Origin of the sequence: Azohydromonas australica DSM 1124 (assembly GCF_000430725.1) — a bacterium.
Taxonomy (GTDB): Bacteria; Pseudomonadota; Gammaproteobacteria; order Burkholderiales; family Burkholderiaceae_C; genus Azohydromonas; species Azohydromonas australica.
Map to the genome: position 1 here is coordinate 146,236 of NZ_KE387203.1, position 21,015 is coordinate 167,250.

Consider the following 21,015-nt stretch of genomic DNA (forward strand, 5'->3'; position numbering starts at 1 on the left):
TTGAGCCGCACCGCCTCTTCGACGGCGATCTCGTCGAAGGGGTTCATGCTCATCTTCACGCCGGCGAGGTCCATGCCCGAGCCGTCGCTCTTCACGCGGACCTTGACGTTGTAGTCCACCACCCGTTTCACGGGCACCAGCAGCTTCATGTTGTGCGCTCCTGTCATCTGATTGAGGCTTGACGGCGGATTTTAGAGTGCCCCCTGCGCCGCTCCAGGGCGAGGGATGCCCGCCGCTACACTGCCGCCGCCATGAACCCTGCCCTTCCCGCCGGCTGTTGTATCGGCGTGTTCGATTCCGGCGTCGGCGGCCTGTCGGTGCTGCCCGCCCTGCGCGCGGCGCTGCCCGGCGCACGGCTGCTGTACGTGGCCGACAGCGGCCATGCGCCCTACGGCGAGCGCACCGAGGCCTACATCGTCGAGCGCTCGCAGCGCATTGCCGGGTTCCTGCGCGCGCAGGGGGCGCAGCTGCTGGTGGTCGCCTGCAACACCGCCACCGCCGCCGCGGTGGAGGCGCTGCGGCAGTCGCACGGGGACATCCCGCTGGTGGGCATCGAGCCAGGCCTGAAGCCGGCGGTGGCGCTCACGCGCGTGGGCCGCGTGGGCGTGATGGCCACCAGCGGCACGCTCTCCAGCCGCAAGTTCCAGCGCCTGCTGCTGGCACAGCCGCCGCAGGTGAGCTTTCACCTGCAGGCCTGCACCGGGCTGGCACTGGCCATCGAGCGCGGCGACCTGCGCTCGACCGAGCTGCAGGCCGTCGTGCAGAGACACTGCGCGCCGCTGCGCGAGGCCGACTGTGACGTGGTGGTGCTGGGCTGCACCCACTACCCCTTCGCCGCGCCGCTGATCCGCGAGGCCCTGCCCGGCGTGACGCTGGTGGACACCGCCGAGGCCGTGGCGCGCCAGACGGCCCGGCTGGCGGCGCAGCTGCCGCCTTCGACACGCGACCTGCCGCCGCTGCAGCTCTGGAGCAGCGGCGACCCGGCTCAGCTCAGCGCGTTCACGCTGCGGTGGCTGGAGTGGCACGTGGAGGCGGCGGCGTTGCCTTGAACGCCCTGCCCACCCTCAAGCCCCCTGCGCCGCCGCCTGCCCCCGCTGCAGGTCCAGCGGTTTGAGCAGCACCAGTCCCAGCACGAAGAACAGCCCCGTGGCGCCGATGGCCAGGCGGTGGTTGCCGTCGGTGAGCCAGGTGACGAGCCCGTAGGTGACCGGCCCGGCGATGGCCGCCAGCCGCGTGGCGAAGGTCCACAGCCCGAAGAACTCCGCCAGCCGCGCCGGCGGCGCCAGCAGCCCCACCAGCGCGCGCCCGGCCGACTGGCTCGATCCCATGCACAACCCGGCCAGCACCGCCGCGGCCCAGAACAGCCCCGGCTCCCGGGCCGCCACCGCCAGCAGCGTCATGCCGATCCAGCCCACCAGCGTCCAGCCCAGCGCGCGCTTGTGGCCGGTGCGGTCCTGCCAGTAGCCGAAGGCGAAGGCCCCGGCGGCCGAGGCGATGTTGACCAGGAACACCAGCGTCATGGTCTGCGTCTGGGTGAAGCCCAGCGCCTGCTCGGCATACACCGCCGCCAGCGCCACCACCACCGCGATGCCCGCCTGGTAGGCCACGGTGCAGGCCAGCAGCCGGCCGAAGTCCTGGTAGCGCCGCGCGGCGCGCCAGGTGCCGTGCAGCCGCCGCAGCGAATCGGCGATGCCCGTGCGCGTGCCCGGCTGCGGCTGCGCGCGCTCGCGCAGCAGGCTGAAGGTCGCCAGCGAGGCGATGGCGTAGACCCCGGCCGTGATGCCCATGGTCACCGGCACGAACTGCGTCGCCGGCTGCCCTTGCCCCTGCGCCCACAGCACGTAGCCCAGGCTCAGGCCCAGGGTCAGCATCCCGCCGAAGTAGCCGAAGCTCCAGCCCCAGCCGGAGACGCGGCCCATGGCCTCGCGCCGCGACAGCTCGGGCAGGAAGGCGGCGCACAGCGACTCGCCGGCGCTGTAGAAGGCGTTGGACAGCAGCACGGCCACGACCGCCAGCGCCACGTCGCCGCGTCCGCAGGCCGCCAGCAGCGCGGTGCCGAGCACGCAGCCGGCGGTGGCGCCGGCCAGCAGCCGCTTCTTGGCCCCGTGCAGATCGGCCCAGGCGCCCAGCGCCGGCAGCAGCAGCATCACCAGCAGGTTCGACAGCGCCAGCGCCAGCGTCCAGGCCAGCGTGGCCCAGGATGCGTTGCCCGCGACCACGCCGACGAAGTAGGCGTTGAACACGGCCGTGAGCACCACGGTCGTGTAGCCCGAGTTGGCGAAGTCGTACATGGCCCAGCCGAAGACCTCGCGCTTGCGCACGCCGGGGTTCAGCAGGGATTGAGGGAATAGAGGCATGGCGCGGGCCGCGGCCGGCGCCGGCGCTTCAGGGCCGGGGACGAATCCGCGTTGCAGGACTGGACGAGGCCGAGAGTGTGCGGCCTGCGCGCATGCAGGCCGGCCCGGGCGCGCCGCGAACGGCGGCTCCGGGCCGGCAAAGCAAAAGGCCTGAGGCGCGGCTCGCGCCTCAGGGGGCGGGACGGCGCGTCAGCGGCTGGAGCCGCCGGTACCCGTGCCGTTGGCCGGCCCCGAGGCCGCGCCCGATTGCGTGCCGGACTTGGCCGGTTTCTTGGCCGGGGCGGCGCCTTCCGCGGCCTTGGCCTCCACCGGCGGCTTGGCGGCCTTGTTGCCGCCGGCGGCCGTGCCCGAGGCCACGGGCTGCGCCGGCTGCGCGGCGGTGCCCGTGCCCGCACCGGTGGTGGAGCCGGCCGATCCGGTGCCGCTGCTCTGCGCCATCGCGGCGGGCACGAGTGCTGCGAGGGCCAGCGCGCCCAGGCAACGCGCCAGCGGGTTTGAACGTACGGGGCGATCAGCGGGGGTGGTCATGGCGGTGTCTCCTGCTTGTGCAAATGAAGAAAGCCGGCACGGGATGCGGCACTGGGCCGCGCGTGCTCGTCCATAAAGGGCAATTCAGAGTCCCACGCCCACGACGCCACACACGCCGCCTAGCGGCTGAACGACGCCGAGAAACCTTGCGGACACGAATTCTTCCCATGCCACGCTGATGCCTGAAACTCGTGCAACGCACTTTGGCCGGCACTCTTTTCCCGGGGATCTGAGTTTCGTTGCAGCTTTCCCATATGCAGCCAGCAGCCCATGCCAGCACTGAAAATATCCTTTATTGGAATTGTAATTCTGGAATCAACCGGTTCAAGGCATTCCGGTTTTTATTCACCAGATGAAGAAAGCGTAACGTTCGCCTTCCAGCCCTTGGAAAGATCACCCGCCGGGCTTCAAGCTGTGGTCCATTGCCTTGTTTGAAAGGCCTGCCATGCGACGAGTTCATGCCGTCCTGCTGTCTTTGGCCACGATGCTGTGCACCGCATCCCAAGCGGCGCTGACGTACCGGGTAGAGCGGGTGCCTGTACCGCCCGATCCAGGCCGCTATGATTATTTCAGCGTAGGAGACATCAATAACCTGGGCGACGTTGCCGGCGGCTTGGTCGCCAATCCTTACGACGACGCCTACATTTACCGGAATGACGGCTCGCTGCAGATATACCATTTGAGCGCAGGTTACTCGGCGGGACTTGTGAGCATCAACGACCGCCGCCAGGCGGCGGCCAATTACGAGATTGGACGCCACGATTACACGCAGCCCTACATCTATGACACCCTCACCGACCGCTATACCAATATCAGCCCGGAAGTGACGCTCTACAAGGGCGGCGAGGTTTCGGCGCTCAACAACCTCGGCCATGCCGTGGGCCGGTTCGACGGCAAGCCGTTCTACTACGACGGCAGCCAAAGTCGTTACGTGGATCTGGTTCCTGAAGCCGATTCCGTCAGCCTGGTGGGCCTCAACGACCACGACGTGATGGCCGGCTATGCCCAATGGAGCGGAGGCACCTCGCGATTATTCCTGTACAGCCAGGGACGGGTAGATTACCTTGAGGGCGTGGAATACTACGGCGACATCAACAATGCCGGACAGGTATTGGCGACCCGGAACAAAGAGTACGTCATGGTCGAAGGCGACCGGATCACGCGAGTGGCAAGTTTCTCGGAGTTCCTTGCGGGGGACATGAACGACCGGGGCTGGATCACGGGCATCGCAGGCAATGGTACCGCTGACGCGCACGCGGTGCTGTACCGCAACGGGCAAATCCAAGACCTCAATGACCTGATAAGCCCGGAAGACGCCCAGCACTGGGCGCTGATTTCCGGCATCGGCCTCAACAACAAGGGGCAGATCACGGGTTATGGGGTACTGGACGGCGAAAGCAGTGTTTTCATCGCCACGCCGGTGCCCGAACCGGCCACCGCCGGGCTGATGCTCGCGGGCCTGGGCGTACTGGGTCTGATGGCAGGGCGGCGGCGGCCCCAAGCCTGATTTGCACACGCGGCGCGGCACCGAAAGCCGAGACGGTCGGCCTGTTCATTCCGGATCCAGCATTTCCGTCTTCGGCCACATGGCGGGATGAAACTCCAGGCTCATCTGAATTCATCCAACCCACCGGCACGCCACACCATTCAGGCCCAATGGCCTGGACATATTGATGATCCTGGTGCCCGGGACGGGACTCGAACCCGTAAGCCTGTTTAGGGCGGCGGATTTTAAGTCCGCTGCGTCTACCGATTTCGCCACCCGGGCAGGGTTGCCGTGCTGCGCTGGCGCAGCGGCGCATTATCGCCGCAAGCGCGGCGGCTTCCTTCAGGCGTCAAGGAATGTTCAGCAGCTTGTGCGTCTGCAAGCCCAGCCGCCACCGCGGATGCTCCAGGCAGTACCTCAGCGCCAGCTGCGTGTTGCGCTCGCGCTCCGGGCCGTCCATGGGCTGCAGGATGAAATGGTCGAAATCCAGCGCCTCGAAGCGCTCCGGCATCGCCTCCGGCTGCGGGAACACCAGCTTCAGCTCGTCGCCGCACGAAAGCGCCAGCGGCGCGTCGGACTTGGGGCTGACGCAGATCCAGTCCAGCCCCGCCGGCGCGGGCTGCGTGCCGTTGGTTTCCACCGCGATCTGGAAGCCCCGCGCGTGCAACGCCTCGATCAGCGGCGCGTCCAGCTGCAGCAGCGGCTCCCCGCCCGTGCACACCACCAACGGCTTCCCGCCGCCGGGCCACTGTGCAGCCACCGCGTCGGCCAGCGCCGCCGCGTCGGCGAACTTGCCGCCGCCCGGGCCGTCGGTGCCCACGAAGTCCGTGTCGCAGAAGCGGCACACGGCCTGTGCGCGGTCCGCCTCGCGGCCGCTCCAGAGGTTGCAGCCGGCAAAGCGGCAGAACACGGCCGCCCGGCCCGCCTGGGCGCCCTCGCCCTGCAGCGTGTAGAAGATTTCCTTGACGGCGTAGGCCATGGCGCGCGCCGCTCGCGTCAGACCGGCAGCGCCGGCGTCGCGGCGCCGAGCTGCACCGTGGCGCCGCAGCCGGGCGTCTCGAACAGGTCCACGCGGTCCACCTGCGGCAGCCGCTCGCGCGCCTGCCCCAGCGCCCAGCGCGCCAGCGAGGCCGGGTCGCAGTCGGTCAGGGTCTCGATCTCGTGCAGCGGCTGGTGGTCCAGGGCGCGGAACACCGGGTCGAACAGGCGCTTCACGTCGCCGAAGTCCAGCGTCCAGCCCATCAGCGCGTCCAGCGGCGCCTGCAGGTGCAGCCGCAGCGTGTAGGTGTGGCCGTGCAGGCGGCGCAGCGGGCTGCCTTCGGGCGCGCGGCGCAGGCACAGCGCGCTGTCCAGGCTGAACTCCTTCCAGGTGCGCCAGTGCCGGCCGTCGTAGCAGGCGCCGCAGGAGGCGGTCTCGAACACCGTCACGTGCGCCAGCGTGGGCAGCGCCGGCAGCAGCCGCTCCCAGATCCAGCTCGACAGCATCTCGCTGGTGGGGTTCTCCAGCCCGGGCAGCTCGTTGAGGCAGACGTGGTGCAGCTGCGCCTGCAGCGGCGCCCAGCCGTCGTCGATGGCGTCGTGGTCCACGCCCTGGGCATGGATCAGCACCTCGAAACCGTGGCCGTGCATGCGCCCGCACTTGTGCCCTTCGGGCACGTTGGGCAGCCGGTGCGCGGAATGGAAGGCGTGGCGGCGCCAGGCATGGGCGCGGCCTTCGGCATCGAGGTCCACGCCGCGGTCGGGGCGGCTCTGCAGCGCGACCTCCAGCGGCAGCGGCAGCTGCGCGGCGATCCAGCGCGCCAGGCGCTCGTCGCTGGGCTCGGTCAGCACCTCGTTGAGCAGCCGGTAGTCCAGCATGCCCGCCACCTCGCGCAGCTCGGCCTGCAGCCGCTGCACCTCGCCGCCGGGGAACTCGGCCCAGCCGGCGGGCAGCTCGCCGCGCACCCGCGCCTGGAAACCATGGCCGTGCAGGTTGCGCGCGCGATGGCTGGGCGGCACCTGTACCAGACGCCGCGCCGCCTCGAATTCAGCCGACGCCGCATGCCACACCCTGCCGTCCATCACCACCGTACTGCTCCTTGATCCCAACACCGCGCGTGCCATGCCGGCACACGCAAAAGGGCGCGAGTCTACGGGCGCCACCGCCGCGCCCAGGATACCGATCGGGAAGTCCCTGCACGCCATCGGGCGCCGCGTGCACTTCGCCACGCCGGCGCGGCGCGCCTTCAGCCTTCGCGCTCGGCGCGGCGGTCGATGAAGATGTCCCAGGCGGCCATGAACAGCGCCGCGATGACGGGGCCGAGCACGAAGCCGTTGAGCCCGAACACCGCGATGCCGCCCAGCGTGGAGATCAGCACCAGGTAGTCGGGCATCTTGGTGTCCTTGCCCACCAGGATCGGGCGCAGCACGTTGTCCACCAGCCCGATCACGAGCACGCCCCAGGCCACCAGCGCGACGCCCTTCCACAGCGCGCCGGTGACCATCAGGTACACGGCCACCGGCGCCCACACCAGCGCCGCGCCCACGGCCGGCAGCAGCGACAGCACGGCCATCACCACGCCCCACAGCAGCGCGCCGTGGATGCCCAGGAACCAGAAGGCCAGGCTGCCCAGGGAGCCCTGCACCACCGCCACGACGATGTTGCCCTTCACGGTGGCGCGGATCACGGTGGCGAAGCGCGCCAGCAGCTCGCGCTTGTCCTCCTCGTTGAGCGGGATGGCCTTGCGCACCCGCGCGGCCAGCCCGTTGCCGTCGCGCAGCAGGAAGAACAGCAGGTACAGCATCACGCCGAAGGTGATGAGGAAGTTGAAGGTGTCCTGCCCCACGCTCAGCGCGCGCGCGGCCAGCGCCTGCGTACCGGTCGTCAGCTGCTCGCCCACCCGGGCCTTGAGCCCGGCCAGGTCCGCCAGCCCGAAGCGGTCCAGCAGCCCCGTGAGCCACGCCGGCAGCGCGGCGTAGATCTGCTCGGCGTAGCGGGTGAAGTTGATGTCGCCGCTCTGGATGCGCTGCATCACCCCCAGCGCCTCCTGCACCAGCATCGAGCCCACCACGGCCATGGGCAGGATCACGATCACCAGCACGATCAGGAGCGTCAGCAGCGCCGCGACGTTGGAGCGGCCCTTGAGGTTGACGCGGATGCGCCGCTGCACCGGGGCGAACAGGATCGCCGTCACCACGGCCCAGAACACCGCGGTGTAGTAAGGCAGCAGGATCCAGCCGAAGGCCAGCGTCACCAGCACCAGCAGCCACACCAGGGTGCGGAACTCCAGGCCGCCGCTGCGCGCGCGCGCGTTGATTTCAGGATCGTCGGGGAGCTGGGTCATCGGGCCTCACGTGGACAGGGCAACGGGAAGCCGCCACTTTGCACGACGGCCCCCTTAGCAATCCGCGCGCCCTTACTCGTGCCGCAGCGCCTCGATCGGGTCCAGCCGCGCCGCGCGGCGCGCCGGGAAGTAGCCGAACAGCACCCCGATGCCGGCCGAGAACACGAAGGCCAGCAGGTTGATGGGCACGTCGAACTGGTAGGGCACGTCCATCAGCCGCGCGCCGGTGATGGAGAAGATCGCCGCCAGCACGATGCCCACCACGCCGCCCAGCGCCGCCAGCGCCACGGCCTCGATCAGGAACTGCAGCAGCACCTCCGCTTCCAGCGCGCCGATGGCCAGCCGCACGCCGATCTCGCGCGTGCGCTCGGTCACGCTCACCAGCATGATGTTCATGATCCCGATGCCGCCCACCAGCAGGCTCACCGCGGCCACCGCGCCCAGCAGCATCGTCATCACGCGCGTGGTGCTGGAGAAGGTCTGCGCCAGCTGCGCGGTGTCGAGCACGTTGAAGTTGTCCTCGTCGCCCGCGCCCAGCTTGCGGCGCTCGCGCAGCAGGTCGCGGATGCCGGCCTTCACGCGCTCGGCGTCGCTGCCCTCGGCCATGGACACCAGGATGGTCTGCACCCGCGTGCTGCCCGTCACCCGGCGCTGCACGGTGGCCAGCGGCAGCAGCACCACGTCGTCCTGGTCGTTGCCCATGGCGCCCTGCCCCTTCGAGGCCAGCACGCCCACGATGTCGCAGCTGAACTGCTTCACCCGCAGGCGCTGACCCAGCGCGTCGGCGGGATTGCTGCCGGCGCTGGCGCCGAAGAGCTCGCGCCGGATGGTCTCGCCGATGAGGCACACAGCGGCGCCGGCACGCTCCTCCGTCTCCTCGAAGCTGCGGCCTGCGGCCAGGCTCCAGTTGTTGGTGAAGAAGTAGTCGTTGGTGGTGCCGGTGACGCTGGTGGCCCAGTTGCGGCCGTTGGCCACCACCGTCACGCCCGAGCGCACTTCCGGCGCCACGGCGGCGATGCCGCCGATCTGCGTGCGCATGGCCGCCACGTCCTCCACCGTGAAGCTGGGCGCGCCCGCGCCCGAGGCGCCGGGGCCCAGGCGCTGGCCCGGGCGCACCATCAGCAGGTTCGTGCCCAGGCTCGTGATCTGGTCCTGCACCGCCTGCGTGGCGCCCTTGCCCAGCGTCACCATGGTGATGACGGCGCTCACGCCGATGACGATGCCCAGAATGGTGAGAAAGCTGCGCAGCAGGTGGCGGCGGATCTCGCGCAGCGCCAGCAGCAGGCTGTTCCACAGCATCAGCGTGCTCCTTGCAGCGGGGTGGTCGCGGCGCCCGCAGCGGCGGCGCCGGCCGGATGGGCGTTGCGCTCGTCGCTGTCCACCAGGCCGTCCACGAAGCGCACGATGCGCTTGGCGTAGGCCGCCATGTCGCTCTCGTGCGTGACCATCAGCACCGTGATGCCGCGCTCGCCGTTGAGCCGCCACAGCAGCTCCATGATCTCGCGGCTGCGCTGGGTGTCGAGGTTGCCGGTGGGCTCGTCGGCGAGCAGCACCTTCGGGCTCGTCACCAGCGCGCGCGCGATGGCCACGCGCTGCTGCTGGCCGCCGGAAAGCTCTGCCGGCGTGTGGTGCGCCCACTGCGCCAGCCCCACGGTGTCCAGCGACTCCAGCGCCAGCCGGCGCCGCTCCTTGGCCGGGGTGCCCCGGTACAGCAGCGGCAGCTCCACGTTCTCCTGGGCCGAGGTACGGGCCAGCAGGTTGAAACCCTGGAAGACAAAGCCGAGCTGTTCGCGGCGCAGGCGGGCGCGCTGGTCCCGGCTGAGCTCGTGCACCGGCACGCCGCGGAAGAAGTACTGGCCGCTGGTGGGCACGTCCAGGCAGCCCAGCAGGTTCATCGCCGTGCTTTTTCCTGAGCCGCTGGGGCCCATGACGGCCACGAAATCGCCCTCCTCGATGTCCAGGTCCACGCCCTTGAGCGCGAGGAAGGCGGCCTGGCCCTGGCCGTAGCGCTTGGTGATGCCGCGCAGGCGGATCAGCGGCATGCGCTGCGCCGTGGAGGCGAGGCCGCCGGCAGCGGCAGTGGCAGAAGCGGCGGACGGGCTCATCGCGGTTGGCTGCGCTGGTCCACGATCACCTGCATGCCGGGCTGCAGCTGTTCGCTGCGCACCTCGGTGCGGCGGCCATCGCTGGCGCCGGTGCTCACGCTCACGGACACGGGGCGGCCCTCCTGCAGCAGCCACAGCGTCTTGGTGCCCCCGCCGCCGGCGGCGTCACCGGCCTGCTTGCGCGCGCCGCGCGGCATGCGCGGCATCAGCACCGAGGCCACGCCACCGCCCCCGCCGCTGGGGCCGGCGCCGTCCTGCGGTGCGCTGGGCAGCGCGGGCGCGAAGCGCAGCGCCTGGTTGGGCACCAGCAGCACGCCGCGGCGCGGCTCGCCGCGGATGGTGGCGCTGGCCGTCATGCCCGGGCGCAGCGACAGGTCCTGGTTGGCGACGTCCAGCAGCGTCGGGTAGGTGACGACGTTGTCGGTAGTCGTGGAGCCGTAGGCCACGCGCGTCACGGTGGCGGGGTAGCGGCGCTGCGGCCAGGCGCTGACGCTGAAGTCCGCCTCCTGCCCCACGCGCAGCGAGCCCACGTCGGCCTCGTCCACGTTGACCTGCAGCCGCATCCGGCTCAGGTCCTCGGCCAGCGTGAACAGCGTCACCGCCTGCAGCGAGGCGGCCACGGCGTTGCCCGGGTCCACGGTGCGGGTGAGGATCACGCCGTCGATGGGCGCGCGGATGGCGGTCTTGCCCAGGTTGGTCTCGTCGATGAGCACCTGCGCCTGCGCGTCCGTCACCGCCGCGCGCGCGGCGTTGAGGTCGGCCTGCGCGCGCGAGACGGTGGCGCGCGCGGTGTCGAGCTCGGCCGCCGACGGCACCTTGCCGCCGGACAGGCGCGCGACCTCCTCGTAGCGGGTGAGCTGCGCCTGCGATTCCTTGAGCGTGGCCTCCACCTGCGACACCTTGGCGCGGTTGGAGGCCAGCGTGGCGCGCGAACGTTCGAGCTGGCCCTGCAGCCGCGTGCGGTCCAGCTCCACCAGCACCTGCCCCTTCTTCACCTGGTCGTTCACGTCCACCAGCACGCGGGCCACGGTGCCGGAGAGCTCGCTGCCGATGTTCACCGTGCGAGTGGGCTGCAGCGTGCCGTTGGCGCTGACGCTGAGCTGCAGGTCGCCGCGCGTCACGGGCTCGGTGACGTACACCGGCGCGGCCTGCTGCGCCTCGCGCTTCTGCCAGGCCAGGCCGCCGGCCACGGCGGCGGCCAGCACGGCCACGGCCAGCCACGGCGTGGTGCGGCGCCACCAGGGGCGCGGCTTGGCGTCGGCGCCGAGCAGCGATTCGAGGTCGGAGGCGTTGTCTTGGGCTTTCATGGAGGCGTTTCCGGGTCGGAAAGGTCGGCTGGCCGCGGCGATCGGGCGTGATCCGGGGGCCGCGGCCGGCGCGTGTTCGGTCAGGGCGTGGCCGCCGTGGCGGTGTCCGGCTGCCAGCCGCCGCCCAGCGCCTTGTAGAGGCGCACGTGGGCGACGGCGGCGTCGGCCTGCGCGGCGGCCAGGTTGTCCTGCAGGGCAAGCTGGGTGCGCTGGGTCTGCAGCACAGTCTGGAAGTCCACCAGCCCGCCGCCGTACTGCTGGGTCGCCAGCAGCGCGGCGTTGGCGGCGGCCTCGGCGGCGCGGCCCAGCGTGGCCAGGCGCTCGCGGCTGCTGCGCACTTCCACCAGCGCGTCCTCCACTTCCTTGAGCGCGTTCAGCGCCACGGCCTGGAGGTTGGCGCCCGACTGCTGCGCCGCGGCCTGCTGGGAGCGCACCTGGGCGTTGATGGCGCCGGCGTCGAACACCGGCAGCGACAGCCCGGCAAGCAGCGAGCTGACCACGGCGCCGGGGCCGGTGAGCCCGCCCACGGTCAGCGCGCTCAGGCCCAGCGAGCCGCTGAGGCGGAAGGTGGGGTAGCGCGCGGCGTCGGCCTGCGTGACGCGGGCCAGCGCGGCGCGCACCCGCGCCTCGGCCTCCCGGATGTCCGGGCGCTGGCGCAGCGTGTCGGTAGGCAGGCTCTGCGCCAGGTCGGCCGGCGCGGCGGGAATGGGCGCCGCGCGCTCCAGCGCCGGCAGGCCCGGCGGGCGGCCGGTGAGCACCGCCAGCGCGCTGGCGAACTGGGCCAGCGAGAGCTGCAGCGCGGGGATCTGCGCCTGCGTCTGCTCGGCGGCGGCGCGCGCCTGCTCGGCTTCCAACGAGGTGGCCAGCCCGGCCTGCAGCCGCCACTGGGCGATCTGGAAAGTTTCCTGCTGGCTCGCGAGGTTGGCCTGGGCGATGGCCAGGCGCGACTGCAGGCCGCGCAGCGTGATCAGGTCCACGGCGACCTCGGCGGCCAGCGACACCTGCACGTCGGCCAGCGACAGCGCGGCGGCGGCGACGTCGGCCTCCGAAGCCGTCACGCCGGCGCGGGTGCGGCCGAAGAGGTCGGGCTCCCAGGCCGCGTCGAAGCCGGCCTGGAACTGGTTGCTGCTGGCGTTGCGCGCGCGGCTGCGCCCGGCCGAGGTCGAGGCGCCCACGTTGGGATAGAGCCCCGACGCCGCCAGGTCGCGCAGCGCGCGCGCCTGGCGCAGCGCCGCCTGGGCCGAGGTGACTTGCGGGTTGGCGCGCAGCGCCTCGTCCACGAGGGTGGGCAGCAGCGGGTCGCCGAAGCGGGACCACCAGGCGGCTTCAGCGCGGGGCGTGGCGGCGGCGGCGCTGGTGCCGAGCTGGACCGCGGAGGCGGCGCTGGTGGGGATGGGCGCCGCATTGGCATCTGCGGGCGGCCGCAGCGCCGCGCAGCCCGACAGCAGCGCCACCGCCGCCAGCGCCAGGACCTGCGGCAACGGACTGAGGGAGGACACGGATTGCTTCACGCCATGCAGTCTGACAGCGCGATGTGGCGAGGCTGCTGCGCGTCCTTTGCTGCAGCGTAAAGACGGCGCTCAACCCGGCCTCAAGGCCCCGCCCCCGCCTGCAGCCGCCACGTCCCGTTCTCGACGCGCACCATCACGCGCGCACGCTGGTCCAGGCCGAGGTGGTCGGTGGGGGTCATGGTGAAGAGGCCGTGCGCGCCGGGCATCTCGTGCACGGCTTCGAGCGCGTCGCGCAGCGCGGCGCGGAACTCGGCGCTGCCGGGCTGCGCCTTCTTCAGCGCCGCCGGCAGCGCGGTGGTCAGCAGGAGTCCGGCGTCCCAGGCATGCGCGCCGAAGGCGGACAGCGTGCCCTTGCCGTACAGGCCTTCCCAGAGCGTCACGTAGGTCAGCGCGCTCTTCTTCACCGGGTGCGCCGCGGGCAGCTGCTCTGCCACCAGCACCGGGCCGGCGGGCAGGTACGTGCCCTCCACGTCCTTGCCGCCGACACGCAGGAAGTCGGCATTGGCCACGCCATGCGTCTGGTAGAAGCGGCCGGTGTAGCCGCGCTCGCGCAGCGTCTTCTGCGGCAGCACGGCCGGGGTGCCGGCCGCGGCGACGAGGACGGCCTCGGGCTTGACGGCCAGGATCCTGAAGGCCTGGATGGCGACGGAAGCGTCGGTGCGCGCATAGCGCTCGTTGGCCACCACCTTGATCTTGCGCAGCGCCGCGGCGCGGCTGAACTCCTGGAACCAGCCCTCGCCGTAGGCATCGGCAAAGCCGATGAAGGCCACGTTGCGCACGCCCTGGGCGGCCATGTGCTCGGCGATAGCCTGCGACATGGCGCTGTCGTTCTGCGGCGTCTTGAACACCCAGCGCCGCCGGGCGTCCATGGGCTCGACGATGCGGGCGCTGGCGGCCAGGGAGAGCATGGGCGTCTGCGACTCGGCCGCCACCTCGATCATCGCCAGCGAGTTGGGCGAGGTGGTGGAGCCCAGGAGCACGTCCACCTTGTGCTCGCCCACCAGCTTGCGCGCGTTGGCGACGGCAGTGGTGGTGTCGGAGGCGTCGTCGAGCACCAGGTAGTTGATCTTTTGCCCGGCCACCACCGAGGGCAGCAGCGCGATGGTGTTGCGCTCCGGAATGCCCAGCGAGGCGGCCGGCCCCGTGACCGAGAGCGTCACGCCGACGTTGACGTCGGCCTGCGCCAGCGCGGTCGCCAGCAGCGCGGCAACCAGGACGGCGAGTTTCGGCGTCGGCTTCTTCATGGGCATCGGTCTCCGGGGCGCGGAACGGCGTGCGCCGGGAAGAACAACCCCGGCCGTCCTGCTGCAGGACGCCATTGTCACCCCTGACGCTGGGGGGTTCTCCCGGGCCGGACTGCCGGCTTGCACCGCAGCGAAGCACCGGTCATCCCGGTGCCTGAACGAAGGGCACGGCCGCCCTGCCTGGGCTTGGAGTTTGCTGCACTGCACACAAACCCTGTCTGCCACCCATGCCCGCCCTGCTCATCTCGCCCCACCTCGACGACGCCGTCTTCGGCTGCGGCCAATGGCTGAGCGCCCATCCGGGCACGCGCGTGGCGACGGTGTTCGCGGGGCTGCCGGCCGACGGCGGCGTGCGCACCGACTGGGATGTGCGCTGCGGCTTCGGCAGCGCCCGCGAGGCGGTGCTGGCCCGGCGCGAGGAAGACCGCGCCGCGCTGGCGCTGCTGGGCTGTGAGCCGTGCTGGCTGGACTTCGGCGACAGCCAGTACGGCGCCACGCCCACCGTCGAGGCCGTGGCCGGGGCGCTGTCGCCGCTGCTGGAGCGCCAGGGCGAGGACGACGCCTTCGTGTTCCCGCTGGGCCTGTTCCATTCGGACCACCACCTGGTGCACGAGGCCTGCATGGCGGCGTGGCGGCGCCATCCGCGCCCCGCATTGATGTACGAGGACGCGCTCTACCGCGGCATTCCGGGGCTGCTGCAGCAGCGGCTGGCGGAGCTGCTGCGGCAAGGGCTGCAGCTCACGCCAACCAAGGAGAAGCCCGTCGAGGCGGCGGCGCCCAAGGCGCGCGCGGTGCAGTGCTACGCCAGCCAGCTGCGCGCCTTCGGCCCCGGCGGCTACGACGACACGGCCCGCCCCGAGCGGCGCTGGCGCTTCGAGATCCACGAACCACAAGCTGCCGAGGAGACCTCATGAAGAACACGGACCCGCGCGTGAGCGTGGTGGTGCTCACCCACAAGCGCCCGCAGGAGCTAGAGCGCACGCTGCGCCACCTGGAGGCGTTGCCCGAGGCGCCGGCGCTGATCGTGGTGGACAACGGCGCCTCGCCGGCCACGGCCGAGGTGGTGCGGCGCTTCGAGCGCGCGCAGCTCGTGTGCTGTCCCGGCAACTTGGGCGCGGCCGGGCGCAACCACGGCGTGGAACTGGTGCGCACGCCCTACGTCGCCTTCTGCGACGACGACACCTGGTGGGAGCCCGGCGCGCTGGCGCGGGCGGTGGCGGTGCTGGACATGTATCCGCGCCTGGGCGTGCTCAACGCGCAGGTGCTGGTGGGTCCGGAGAACCGGGTCGATCCGGCCTGCAAGAGCATGGCCGCCAGCCCGCTGGACTCGCGCGGCCTGCCCGGGCCGCGGCTGGTGAGCTTCATGGCCGGCGCGGTGGTGATGCGGGCGCAAGCCTTCCGCGAGGCCGGGGGCTACGAGCCGCGCTTCTTCCTGGGCGCGGAAGAAGTCCTGCTGGGCCAGGACCTGATGGCCGCGGGCTGGGACATGGCCTACGTGCCGGCGGTGCAGACGCACCACCACCCCTCCCCGGCGCGCGACCGCCGCGCGCGCCAGATCGTGACCACGCGCAACCGCTTCTGGCTGGCGTGGCTGCGGCTGCCGTGGCGGCTGGCCTGGCACGAGACGCGCAAGGTCTGGCGTGACGGCCGGGCGCAAGGCGTGCTCGGCGCGGCGCTGTGCTCGGCCCTGGCGGGGTTGCCCTGGGCGCTGGCGCGCCGGCGCGTGCTGCCGCGGGCGGTGGTGGAGATGGTCGTGAAGGTGCACGGCGGGCCGCCGCCCGCGCGGCGGCAGCGCCTGGCCGTCCTGCCGGGAGCGCAACGCTGATGGCCGCCCCGCTGCACGAGGCCGCGCTGCCGCAGGCCGAACGCTCGCCGGTGACGTTGCCACCGCAACAGGGAGCCCTCCCAACCGCGGCGCCGGCGACTTCGGACGTGGACCTCCATCCCCCACTGCCGCGCTTCGCGCAGATCGAGCCGGTGGGCCGCTGCAACCTGGCCTGCCGCATGTGCACCGTGAACGACCGCGGCGACGAGGTGGCGGAGCTGTCGCTGGAGCGCTTCACCCGGCTGCTGGACCAGATGCAGGGGCTGCAGGAGCTGCACCTGCAGGGGCTGGGCGAGCCGATGCTGCATCCGCAGTTCTTCGACATGGTGGCGCTGGCGGTGGCGCGCGGGATCCGCGTCTCGGCGAACACGAACCTCACGCTGCTGACGCCGGCGCGCGCGCGTCGCTGCGTGGACAGCGGGCTGAGCGCGCTGTCGGTGTCGCTGGACGGCGCCAGCGCGGCGGTCTACGAATCGATCCGGCGCAAGGCCAATTTCGGGAAGGTGGTGCGCAACCTGGGCCGGCTGATGTCGGCGCGGCAGGAGGCCGGCAGCGCGCTGGAGGTGCGCGGCGTGATGGTGCTGATGCGCCACAACGCGCACGAGCTGCCGGCGCTGCTGCGGCTGCTGCACGCGCATGGCGTGCCGGAACTGCTGGTGCAGCGCCTGTCCAGCGACCTGCAGCAGCCGGAGCTGCCGGGGCGCTACATCCCCATCCGCAGCTACGTGAACGAGCACGAGATTTCAGAAGCCGAGCTGCCGGCGCTGGAGACGCTGTTCGAAGAGTCGCGCGCGCTGGCGGCGGAATTGGGCCTGCGGCTGAACCTGCCGCGGCTGCGTCCGCGCACGACACGATCGTCGAGCGGGCCGCGCTGCGACTGGCCCTGGGAGCAGCTCTACATCACCGCCGCCGGGCAGATGCTGCCCTGCTGCATGGCCGCGAGCGCCGACCGCGCCAGCTTCGGCGACGTGTTCGAGTCGGACCAGGGGCTGCAGGCGCGCTGGCACGGCGAGCAGGCGGTGGCGCTGCGCGCCGCGCTGGCGGCGGACGAGCCGCCGAGCCTGTGCCGCTCCTGCGCGCTGTACCGCGGGATGTTCTGACACCGGCTTGCGTTCCGGGCTCAAGGAGGCTTGCTGAAGGACTCCGTCCGGGCTGCGGCTTTTGCGGCACCAAAAAGAAAAGCGGCCCACAAGGGGCCGCTAAGTATTTGATGTCTTTGGAGTTCTTTGGAGGCGCGGGGCGGAGTCGAACCGCCCTGGACGGATTTGCAATCCGCTGCATAACCGCTTTGCTACCGCGCCGCTGCATGAAAAAGGGAAGCCGGGGCTTCCCTTTGGGATTGGAGCGGGAAACGAGACTCGAACTCGCGACCTCAACCTTGGCAAGGTTGCGCTCTACCAACTGAGCTATTCCCGCGTGGTCTTCGCGTTGCATTGCTGCTCAGCGAAGACTCGCAGTATATACCGCTTTTCTGGACCTGCGCAAGCCTTTTTTCAGTGCTTGATCGCGTCGCCGGTGGCCGCGGTTGCGGGTTCGGGCTTGGCGGCCGCCGCCGGCTCCTTGGCGGGCAGGTCTTCCTCGGGCAGCGCCTCGGGCACGGCTTCCAGTGCCACTTCCAGCACGCGGTCGATCCAGCGGACCGGGACGATCTCGAGCTGGTTCTTGACGTTCTCCGGAATGTCCTGCAGGTCCTTGACGTTTTCCTCGGGGATCAGCACGGTCTTGATGCCGCCGCGGTGCGCGGCCAGCAGCTTCTCCTTGAGGCCGCCGATGGCCGTGACCTCGCCGCGCAGCGTGATCTCGCCGGTCATCGCAACGTCCGCGCGCACCGGGATGCCGGTGAGCGAGGAAACGAAAGCGGTGGTCATGGCGATACCCGCGCTCGGACCGTCCTTGGGCGTGGCGCCGTCGGGCACGTGGATGTGGATGTCGCGCTTCTCGAACATCTCATCCTTGATGCCCAGGCGGCGGGCGCGCGAGCGCACCACCGAGCGGGCCGCCTCGACCGACTCCTTCATCACGTCGCCGAGCTGGCCGGTGCGGATGATGTTGCCCTTGCCGGGCATCACCACCGCCTCGATGGTCAGCAGGTCGCCGCCCACTTCCGTCCAAGCCAGGCCGACCACTTGGCCGACCTGGTTCTTCTTCTCGGCACGGCCGAAGTCGAACTTGCGCACGCCCAGGAAGTCGTGGAGGTTTTCCTCCGTGACGACCACCTTGCCCTCGTAGGTCTTGAGCTGCAGGCCCTTGACCACCTTGCGGCAGATCTTCGAGATCTCGCGCTCCAGCGAGCGCACGCCGGCCTCGCGGGTGTAGTAGCGCACGATGCCGCGCAGCGCGCTTTCCGTGACTTCCATCTCGTCGTCGCGCACGCCGTTGTTCTTCTGCTGCTTGGGCAGCAGGTAGCGGCGGGCGATGTTGAGCTTCTCGTCCTCGGTGTAGCCCGACAGGCGGATCACTTCCATGCGATCCAGCAGCGCCGGCGGGATGTTCATGGAGTTAGAGGTCGCCACGAACATCACGTCCGAGAGGTCGAAATCGACCTCGACGTAGTGGTCGCCGAAGGTGTGGTTCTGCTCGGGGTCGAGCACCTCCAGCAGCGCCGACGACGGGTCGCCGCGGAAATCCATGCCCAGCTTGTCGATCTCGTCGAGCAGGAACAGCGGATTGCGCGTGCCGACCTTGGTCAGGCTCTGCAGCACCTTGCCCGGCATGGAGCCGATGTAGGTGCGGCGGTGGCCACGGATCTCGGCTTCGTCACGCACGCCGCCCAGGGCCATGCGCACGAACTTGCGACCCGTGGCGCGGGCCACGCTCTGGCCCAGCGAGGTCTTGCCGACGCCCGGGGGCCCGACCAGGCACAGGATCGGCGCCTTGACCTTGTCCACGCGCTGTTGCACCGCGAGATATTCGAGGATGCGGTCCTTGACCTTCTCCAGGCCGTAGTGGTCCTCGTTGAGCACTTCCTCGGCGTGGCCCAGGTTGTGCTTGATCTTGGTCTTCTTGGCCCAGGGCAGGTTGATCAGCGTGTCGATGTAGTTGCGCACCACGGTGGCCTCGGCCGACATGGGCGACATCAGCTTGAGCTTCTTGAGCTCGCTGTCGGCCTTCTTGCGTGCTTCCTTGGGCATCTTGGCCGCGACGATCTTCTTCTCCAGCTCCTCGAGGTCGGCACCTTCCTCGCCGTCGCCGAGTTCCTTCTGGATCGCCTTGACCTGCTCGTTCAGGTAGTACTCGCGCTGGCTCTTCTCCATCTGGCGCTTGACGCGGCCGCGGATGCGCTTTTCCACCTGCAGGATGTCGACCTCGTGCTCCAGCAGCTCCAGCAGCTTCTCCAGCCGCTTGTCCACCTCGTGCAGGTCCAGTACGGACTGCTTGGCTTCGAGCTTGAGCGGCAGGTGCGCGGCGATGGTGTCGGCCAGGCGGCCAGCGTCGTCGATGCCGGCGATGGAGGTCAGGATCTCCGGCGGGATCTTCTTGTTGAGCTTGACGTACTGGTCGAACTGCTGCGTCACCGCGCGGCGCAGCGCCTCGACCTCGGGCTTGGCGTCGGCTTCGGGCGGGATCGGGCTGACCTCGGCCACGAAGTGCTCACCGTTCTCGGTGATCTTGGTGGTGCGCGCGCGCTGCGTGCCTTCCACCAGCACCTTCACCGTGCCGTCGGGCAGCTTGAGCATCTGCAGGATGCTGGAGACGCAGCCGATCTCGAACATGTCGTCCGCCTTCGGCTCGTCCTTGCCGGCAGCCTTCTGCGCCACCAGCATGATCTGGCGCCCGGCCTCCATGGCCGCTTCCAGCGCCTTGATCGACTTGGGCCGCCCCACGAACAGCGGGATCACCATGTGGGGAAACACCACCACGTCGCGCAGCGGCAGCAGCGGCAGCGTGGTCGATTCGGCGGGCAATACAGGATGTCCTGACATGGGTTCCTCTCTTTCTCAGGCCCACTTGGGGCCCGAGCATTCATTTGCAAGCGGGAACGGCCGCCGCCGTGTCGGAGATCAGAAAGAAACGAGGGTGGTCTCAGGCACTGGCCTTCTGCTCGCGGTAGACGAGCAGCGGCTTGGCCCCCTCTTCGATGTTGTGTTCGTCCACCACCACCTTGGCCACGCCGTCGAGGTTGGGCAGGTCGAACATGGTGTCGATGAGGGCGTGCTCCATGATCGAGCGCAGGCCACGTGCGCCGGTCTTGCGCGCCAGCGCCTTGCGCGCGATGGCCGACAGCGCCGAGGGACGAAGCTCCAGCTCCACGCCGTCCATGCCGAACAGCCGCTGGTACTGCTTGAGCAGCGCGTTCTTGGGCTCGGTGAGGATCTGCACCAGCGCGTCCTCGGTCAGCTCGCCCAGCGTGGCGACCACCGGCAGGCGGCCAACCAGTTCCGGAATCAGGCCGAACTTGATGAGGTCTTCAGGTTCCGCCTCGCGGAACAGGTCCGACACGCGCTTCTCGCTCTTGCTGTGGACCGTGGCGGCGAAGCCGATGCCCGACTTCTCGGTACGGTTCTGGATCACCTTCTCCAGTCCGTCGAAGGCACCGCCGCAGATGAACAGGATGTTGGTCGTGTCGATCTGCAGGAAATCCTGGTTCGGATGCTTGCGCCCGCCCTGCGGCGGCACGCTGGCCATGGTGCCTTCCACCAGCTTGAGCAGCGCCTGCTGCACGCCTTCGCCGGAGACGTCGCGCGTGATGCTGGGGTTGTCGGCCTTGCGGCTGATCTTGTCGATCTCATCGATGTAGACGATGCCGCGCTGCGCACGCTCGACGTCGTAATTGCAGTTCTGCAGCAGCTTCTGAATGATGTTCTCGACGTCCTCGCCCACGTAGCCGGCCTCGGTCAGCGTGGTGGCGTCGGCGATGACGAAGGGCACGTTGAGCAGCCGCGCCAGCGTCTGCGCCAGCAGCGTCTTGCCTGAGCCGGTGGGGCCGATGAGCAGGATGTTGCTCTTGCTGAGCTCCACCTCCTCCTTGCCGCCGCCCATGTGCTTCAGACGCTTGTAGTGGTTGTAGACCGCCACGGCCAGCGTGCGCTTGGCCACTTCCTGGCCGATCACGTACTGGTCGAGGCTGGACTTGATCTCGCCTGGGGTGGGCAGGTCGGACTTGGCGGACTTGGCGGCGCCTTCAGGCGGCACCTCGTCACGGATGATGTCATTGCACAGCTCGATGCACTCGTCGCAGATGAACACCGAGGGGCCGGCAATGAGCTTCTTCACCTCGTGCTGGCTTTTGCCGCAGAACGAGCAATACAGCACCTTCTCGCTCGAAGCGCCTTTTTTGTCGGCCATGGAATTTAGGGTCGCAAGTGCGCGTTAAGGGGGGTCGGGTCAA

At 70.2% G+C, this 21,015-nt stretch carries 17 protein-coding genes, 3 tRNA genes and 1 pseudogene; 5 read left to right on the plus strand and 16 right to left on the minus strand.

The genetic code is table 11. The features are described 5' to 3' along the window. A pseudogene (locus tag H537_RS53255) lies at positions 1-149 on the minus strand (electron transfer flavoprotein subunit beta/FixA family protein); the annotation flags it as partial. Positions 150-251: 102 nt separating this feature from the next. Between H537_RS53255 and murI the strand changes: the two are divergent. Further along, entirely contained in the window at positions 252-1,049 is a 798-nt protein-coding gene (gene murI / locus H537_RS0119750) for a glutamate racemase (RefSeq protein ID WP_028999207.1), read from the plus strand. Positions 1,050-1,064: 15 nt separating this feature from the next. On the opposite strand, the gene H537_RS0119755 is transcribed toward murI, so the two are convergent. Further along, the gene (locus tag H537_RS0119755) at positions 1,065-2,357 is read right to left on the minus strand and encodes an MFS transporter (protein WP_028999208.1); all 1,293 of its coding nucleotides are present in this window, start codon (positions 2,355-2,357) and stop codon (positions 1,065-1,067) included. A 189-nt stretch (positions 2,358-2,546) separates the two neighbouring features. Next, positions 2,547-2,885, minus strand: a complete 339-nt coding sequence (locus H537_RS0119760; RefSeq protein ID WP_028999209.1) for a hypothetical protein — start codon at positions 2,883-2,885, stop codon at positions 2,547-2,549. A 445-nt stretch (positions 2,886-3,330) separates the two neighbouring features. On the opposite strand from H537_RS0119760, the gene H537_RS55845 reads away from it, so the two are divergent. Further along, positions 3,331-4,392, plus strand: coding sequence for a PEP-CTERM sorting domain-containing protein (locus H537_RS55845; RefSeq protein WP_084150831.1), 1,062 nt, complete (start codon positions 3,331-3,333; stop codon positions 4,390-4,392). 173 nt (positions 4,393-4,565) lie between these two features. On the opposite strand, the gene H537_RS0119770 is transcribed toward H537_RS55845, so the two are convergent. From H537_RS0119770 to H537_RS0119810, 9 genes are all read right to left on the minus strand, one after another. Further along, a tRNA-Leu gene (locus H537_RS0119770) sits at positions 4,566-4,653 on the minus strand. A 67-nt stretch (positions 4,654-4,720) separates the two neighbouring features. Beyond that, positions 4,721-5,350, minus strand: coding sequence for a 7-carboxy-7-deazaguanine synthase (gene queE / locus H537_RS0119775; protein ID WP_028999211.1), 630 nt, complete (start codon positions 5,348-5,350; stop codon positions 4,721-4,723). 17 nt (positions 5,351-5,367) lie between these two features. Continuing rightward, positions 5,368-6,432 (minus strand): 6-carboxytetrahydropterin synthase, encoded by a 1,065-nt coding sequence (locus H537_RS0119780; protein WP_028999212.1) that lies wholly within the window; start codon positions 6,430-6,432, stop codon positions 5,368-5,370. Positions 6,433-6,596: 164 nt separating this feature from the next. After that, positions 6,597-7,694 carry an AI-2E family transporter gene (locus tag H537_RS0119785; protein WP_051243009.1) on the minus strand — a complete coding sequence of 366 codons (1,098 nt, stop codon included), beginning with the start codon at positions 7,692-7,694 and terminating at the stop codon, positions 6,597-6,599. 72 nt (positions 7,695-7,766) lie between these two features. Beyond that, positions 7,767-8,993 (minus strand): ABC transporter permease, encoded by a 1,227-nt coding sequence (locus tag H537_RS0119790; protein WP_028999214.1) that lies wholly within the window; start codon positions 8,991-8,993, stop codon positions 7,767-7,769. Then, positions 8,993-9,736, minus strand: a complete 744-nt coding sequence (locus H537_RS0119795) for an ABC transporter ATP-binding protein (RefSeq protein ID WP_028999215.1) — start codon at positions 9,734-9,736, stop codon at positions 8,993-8,995. Before H537_RS0119795 ends, H537_RS0119790 begins: the two co-directional genes overlap by 1 nt. Positions 9,737-9,795: 59 nt before the next feature. After that, a complete protein-coding gene (locus H537_RS0119800; protein WP_028999216.1) occupies positions 9,796-11,106 on the minus strand; it encodes an efflux RND transporter periplasmic adaptor subunit in 1,311 nt (436 codons plus the stop codon). Between the two features lie 80 nt (positions 11,107-11,186). Continuing rightward, positions 11,187-12,605 carry an efflux transporter outer membrane subunit gene (locus H537_RS0119805; protein WP_238446740.1) on the minus strand — a complete coding sequence of 473 codons (1,419 nt, stop codon included), beginning with the start codon at positions 12,603-12,605 and terminating at the stop codon, positions 11,187-11,189. Between the two features lie 92 nt (positions 12,606-12,697). After that, positions 12,698-13,861 (minus strand): ABC transporter substrate-binding protein, encoded by a 1,164-nt coding sequence (locus H537_RS0119810; protein ID WP_028999218.1) that lies wholly within the window; start codon positions 13,859-13,861, stop codon positions 12,698-12,700. 227 nt (positions 13,862-14,088) lie between these two features. On the opposite strand from H537_RS0119810, the gene H537_RS44340 reads away from it, so the two are divergent. Genes H537_RS44340 through H537_RS0119825 form a run of 3 tightly spaced genes read left to right on the plus strand, consistent with a single transcriptional unit; the run spans position 14,089 to position 16,786 of the window. Further along, on the plus strand, positions 14,089-14,775 hold the full coding sequence (locus tag H537_RS44340) for a PIG-L deacetylase family protein (protein ID WP_043459318.1): 687 nt from the start codon (positions 14,089-14,091) through the stop codon (positions 14,773-14,775). Beyond that, on the plus strand, positions 14,772-15,686 hold the full coding sequence (locus tag H537_RS0119820) for a glycosyltransferase family 2 protein (protein WP_051243011.1): 915 nt from the start codon (positions 14,772-14,774) through the stop codon (positions 15,684-15,686). Before H537_RS44340 ends, H537_RS0119820 begins: the two co-directional genes overlap by 4 nt. Then, a complete protein-coding gene (locus H537_RS0119825; protein ID WP_051243012.1) occupies positions 15,686-16,786 on the plus strand; it encodes a radical SAM protein in 1,101 nt (366 codons plus the stop codon). The genes H537_RS0119820 and H537_RS0119825 overlap by 1 nt, the downstream gene beginning before the upstream one ends. A gap of 127 nt (positions 16,787-16,913) precedes the next feature. On the opposite strand, the gene H537_RS0119830 is transcribed toward H537_RS0119825, so the two are convergent. The 4 genes from H537_RS0119830 to clpX all read right to left on the minus strand — a co-directional run bounded on the left by H537_RS0119830 (position 16,914) and on the right by clpX (position 20,972). Further along, positions 16,914-16,987 (minus strand) — tRNA-Cys (locus tag H537_RS0119830). Between the two features lie 39 nt (positions 16,988-17,026). After that, positions 17,027-17,102, minus strand: a tRNA-Gly gene (locus H537_RS0119835). 77 nt (positions 17,103-17,179) lie between these two features. Next, the gene (lon, locus tag H537_RS0119840; protein WP_028999221.1) at positions 17,180-19,609 is read right to left on the minus strand and encodes an endopeptidase La; all 2,430 of its coding nucleotides are present in this window, start codon (positions 19,607-19,609) and stop codon (positions 17,180-17,182) included. A 100-nt stretch (positions 19,610-19,709) separates the two neighbouring features. After that, on the minus strand, positions 19,710-20,972 hold the full coding sequence (clpX, locus tag H537_RS0119845; protein WP_028999222.1) for an ATP-dependent Clp protease ATP-binding subunit ClpX: 1,263 nt from the start codon (positions 20,970-20,972) through the stop codon (positions 19,710-19,712). Between the last annotated feature and the right edge of the window lie 43 nt (positions 20,973-21,015).

Coding starts and splice junctions, on each gene's coding strand:
- H537_RS0119780 (WP_028999212.1), bottom strand. CDS start 6,432: ATGGACGGCAGGGTGTGGCATGCGGCGTCGGCTGAATTCGAGGCGGCG.
- clpX (WP_028999222.1), bottom strand. CDS start 20,972: ATGGCCGACAAAAAAGGCGCTTCGAGCGAGAAGGTGCTGTATTGCTCG.
- H537_RS0119800 (WP_028999216.1), bottom strand. CDS start 11,106: ATGAAAGCCCAAGACAACGCCTCCGACCTCGAATCGCTGCTCGGCGCC.
- H537_RS0119795 (WP_028999215.1), bottom strand. CDS start 9,736: ATGCCGCTGATCCGCCTGCGCGGCATCACCAAGCGCTACGGCCAGGGC.
- H537_RS44340 (WP_043459318.1), top strand. CDS start 14,089: ATGCCCGCCCTGCTCATCTCGCCCCACCTCGACGACGCCGTCTTCGGC.
- H537_RS0119760 (WP_028999209.1), bottom strand. CDS start 2,885: ATGACCACCCCCGCTGATCGCCCCGTACGTTCAAACCCGCTGGCGCGT.
- H537_RS55845 (WP_084150831.1), top strand. CDS start 3,331: ATGCGACGAGTTCATGCCGTCCTGCTGTCTTTGGCCACGATGCTGTGC.
- H537_RS0119785 (WP_051243009.1), bottom strand. CDS start 7,694: ATGACCCAGCTCCCCGACGATCCTGAAATCAACGCGCGCGCGCGCAGC.
- H537_RS0119820 (WP_051243011.1), top strand. CDS start 14,772: ATGAAGAACACGGACCCGCGCGTGAGCGTGGTGGTGCTCACCCACAAG.
- H537_RS0119755 (WP_028999208.1), bottom strand. CDS start 2,357: ATGCCTCTATTCCCTCAATCCCTGCTGAACCCCGGCGTGCGCAAGCGC.
- H537_RS0119790 (WP_028999214.1), bottom strand. CDS start 8,993: ATGCTGTGGAACAGCCTGCTGCTGGCGCTGCGCGAGATCCGCCGCCAC.
- H537_RS0119825 (WP_051243012.1), top strand. CDS start 15,686: ATGGCCGCCCCGCTGCACGAGGCCGCGCTGCCGCAGGCCGAACGCTCG.
- murI (WP_028999207.1), top strand. CDS start 252: ATGAACCCTGCCCTTCCCGCCGGCTGTTGTATCGGCGTGTTCGATTCC.
- lon (WP_028999221.1), bottom strand. CDS start 19,609: ATGTCAGGACATCCTGTATTGCCCGCCGAATCGACCACGCTGCCGCTG.
- queE (WP_028999211.1), bottom strand. CDS start 5,350: ATGGCCTACGCCGTCAAGGAAATCTTCTACACGCTGCAGGGCGAGGGC.
- H537_RS0119810 (WP_028999218.1), bottom strand. CDS start 13,861: ATGAAGAAGCCGACGCCGAAACTCGCCGTCCTGGTTGCCGCGCTGCTG.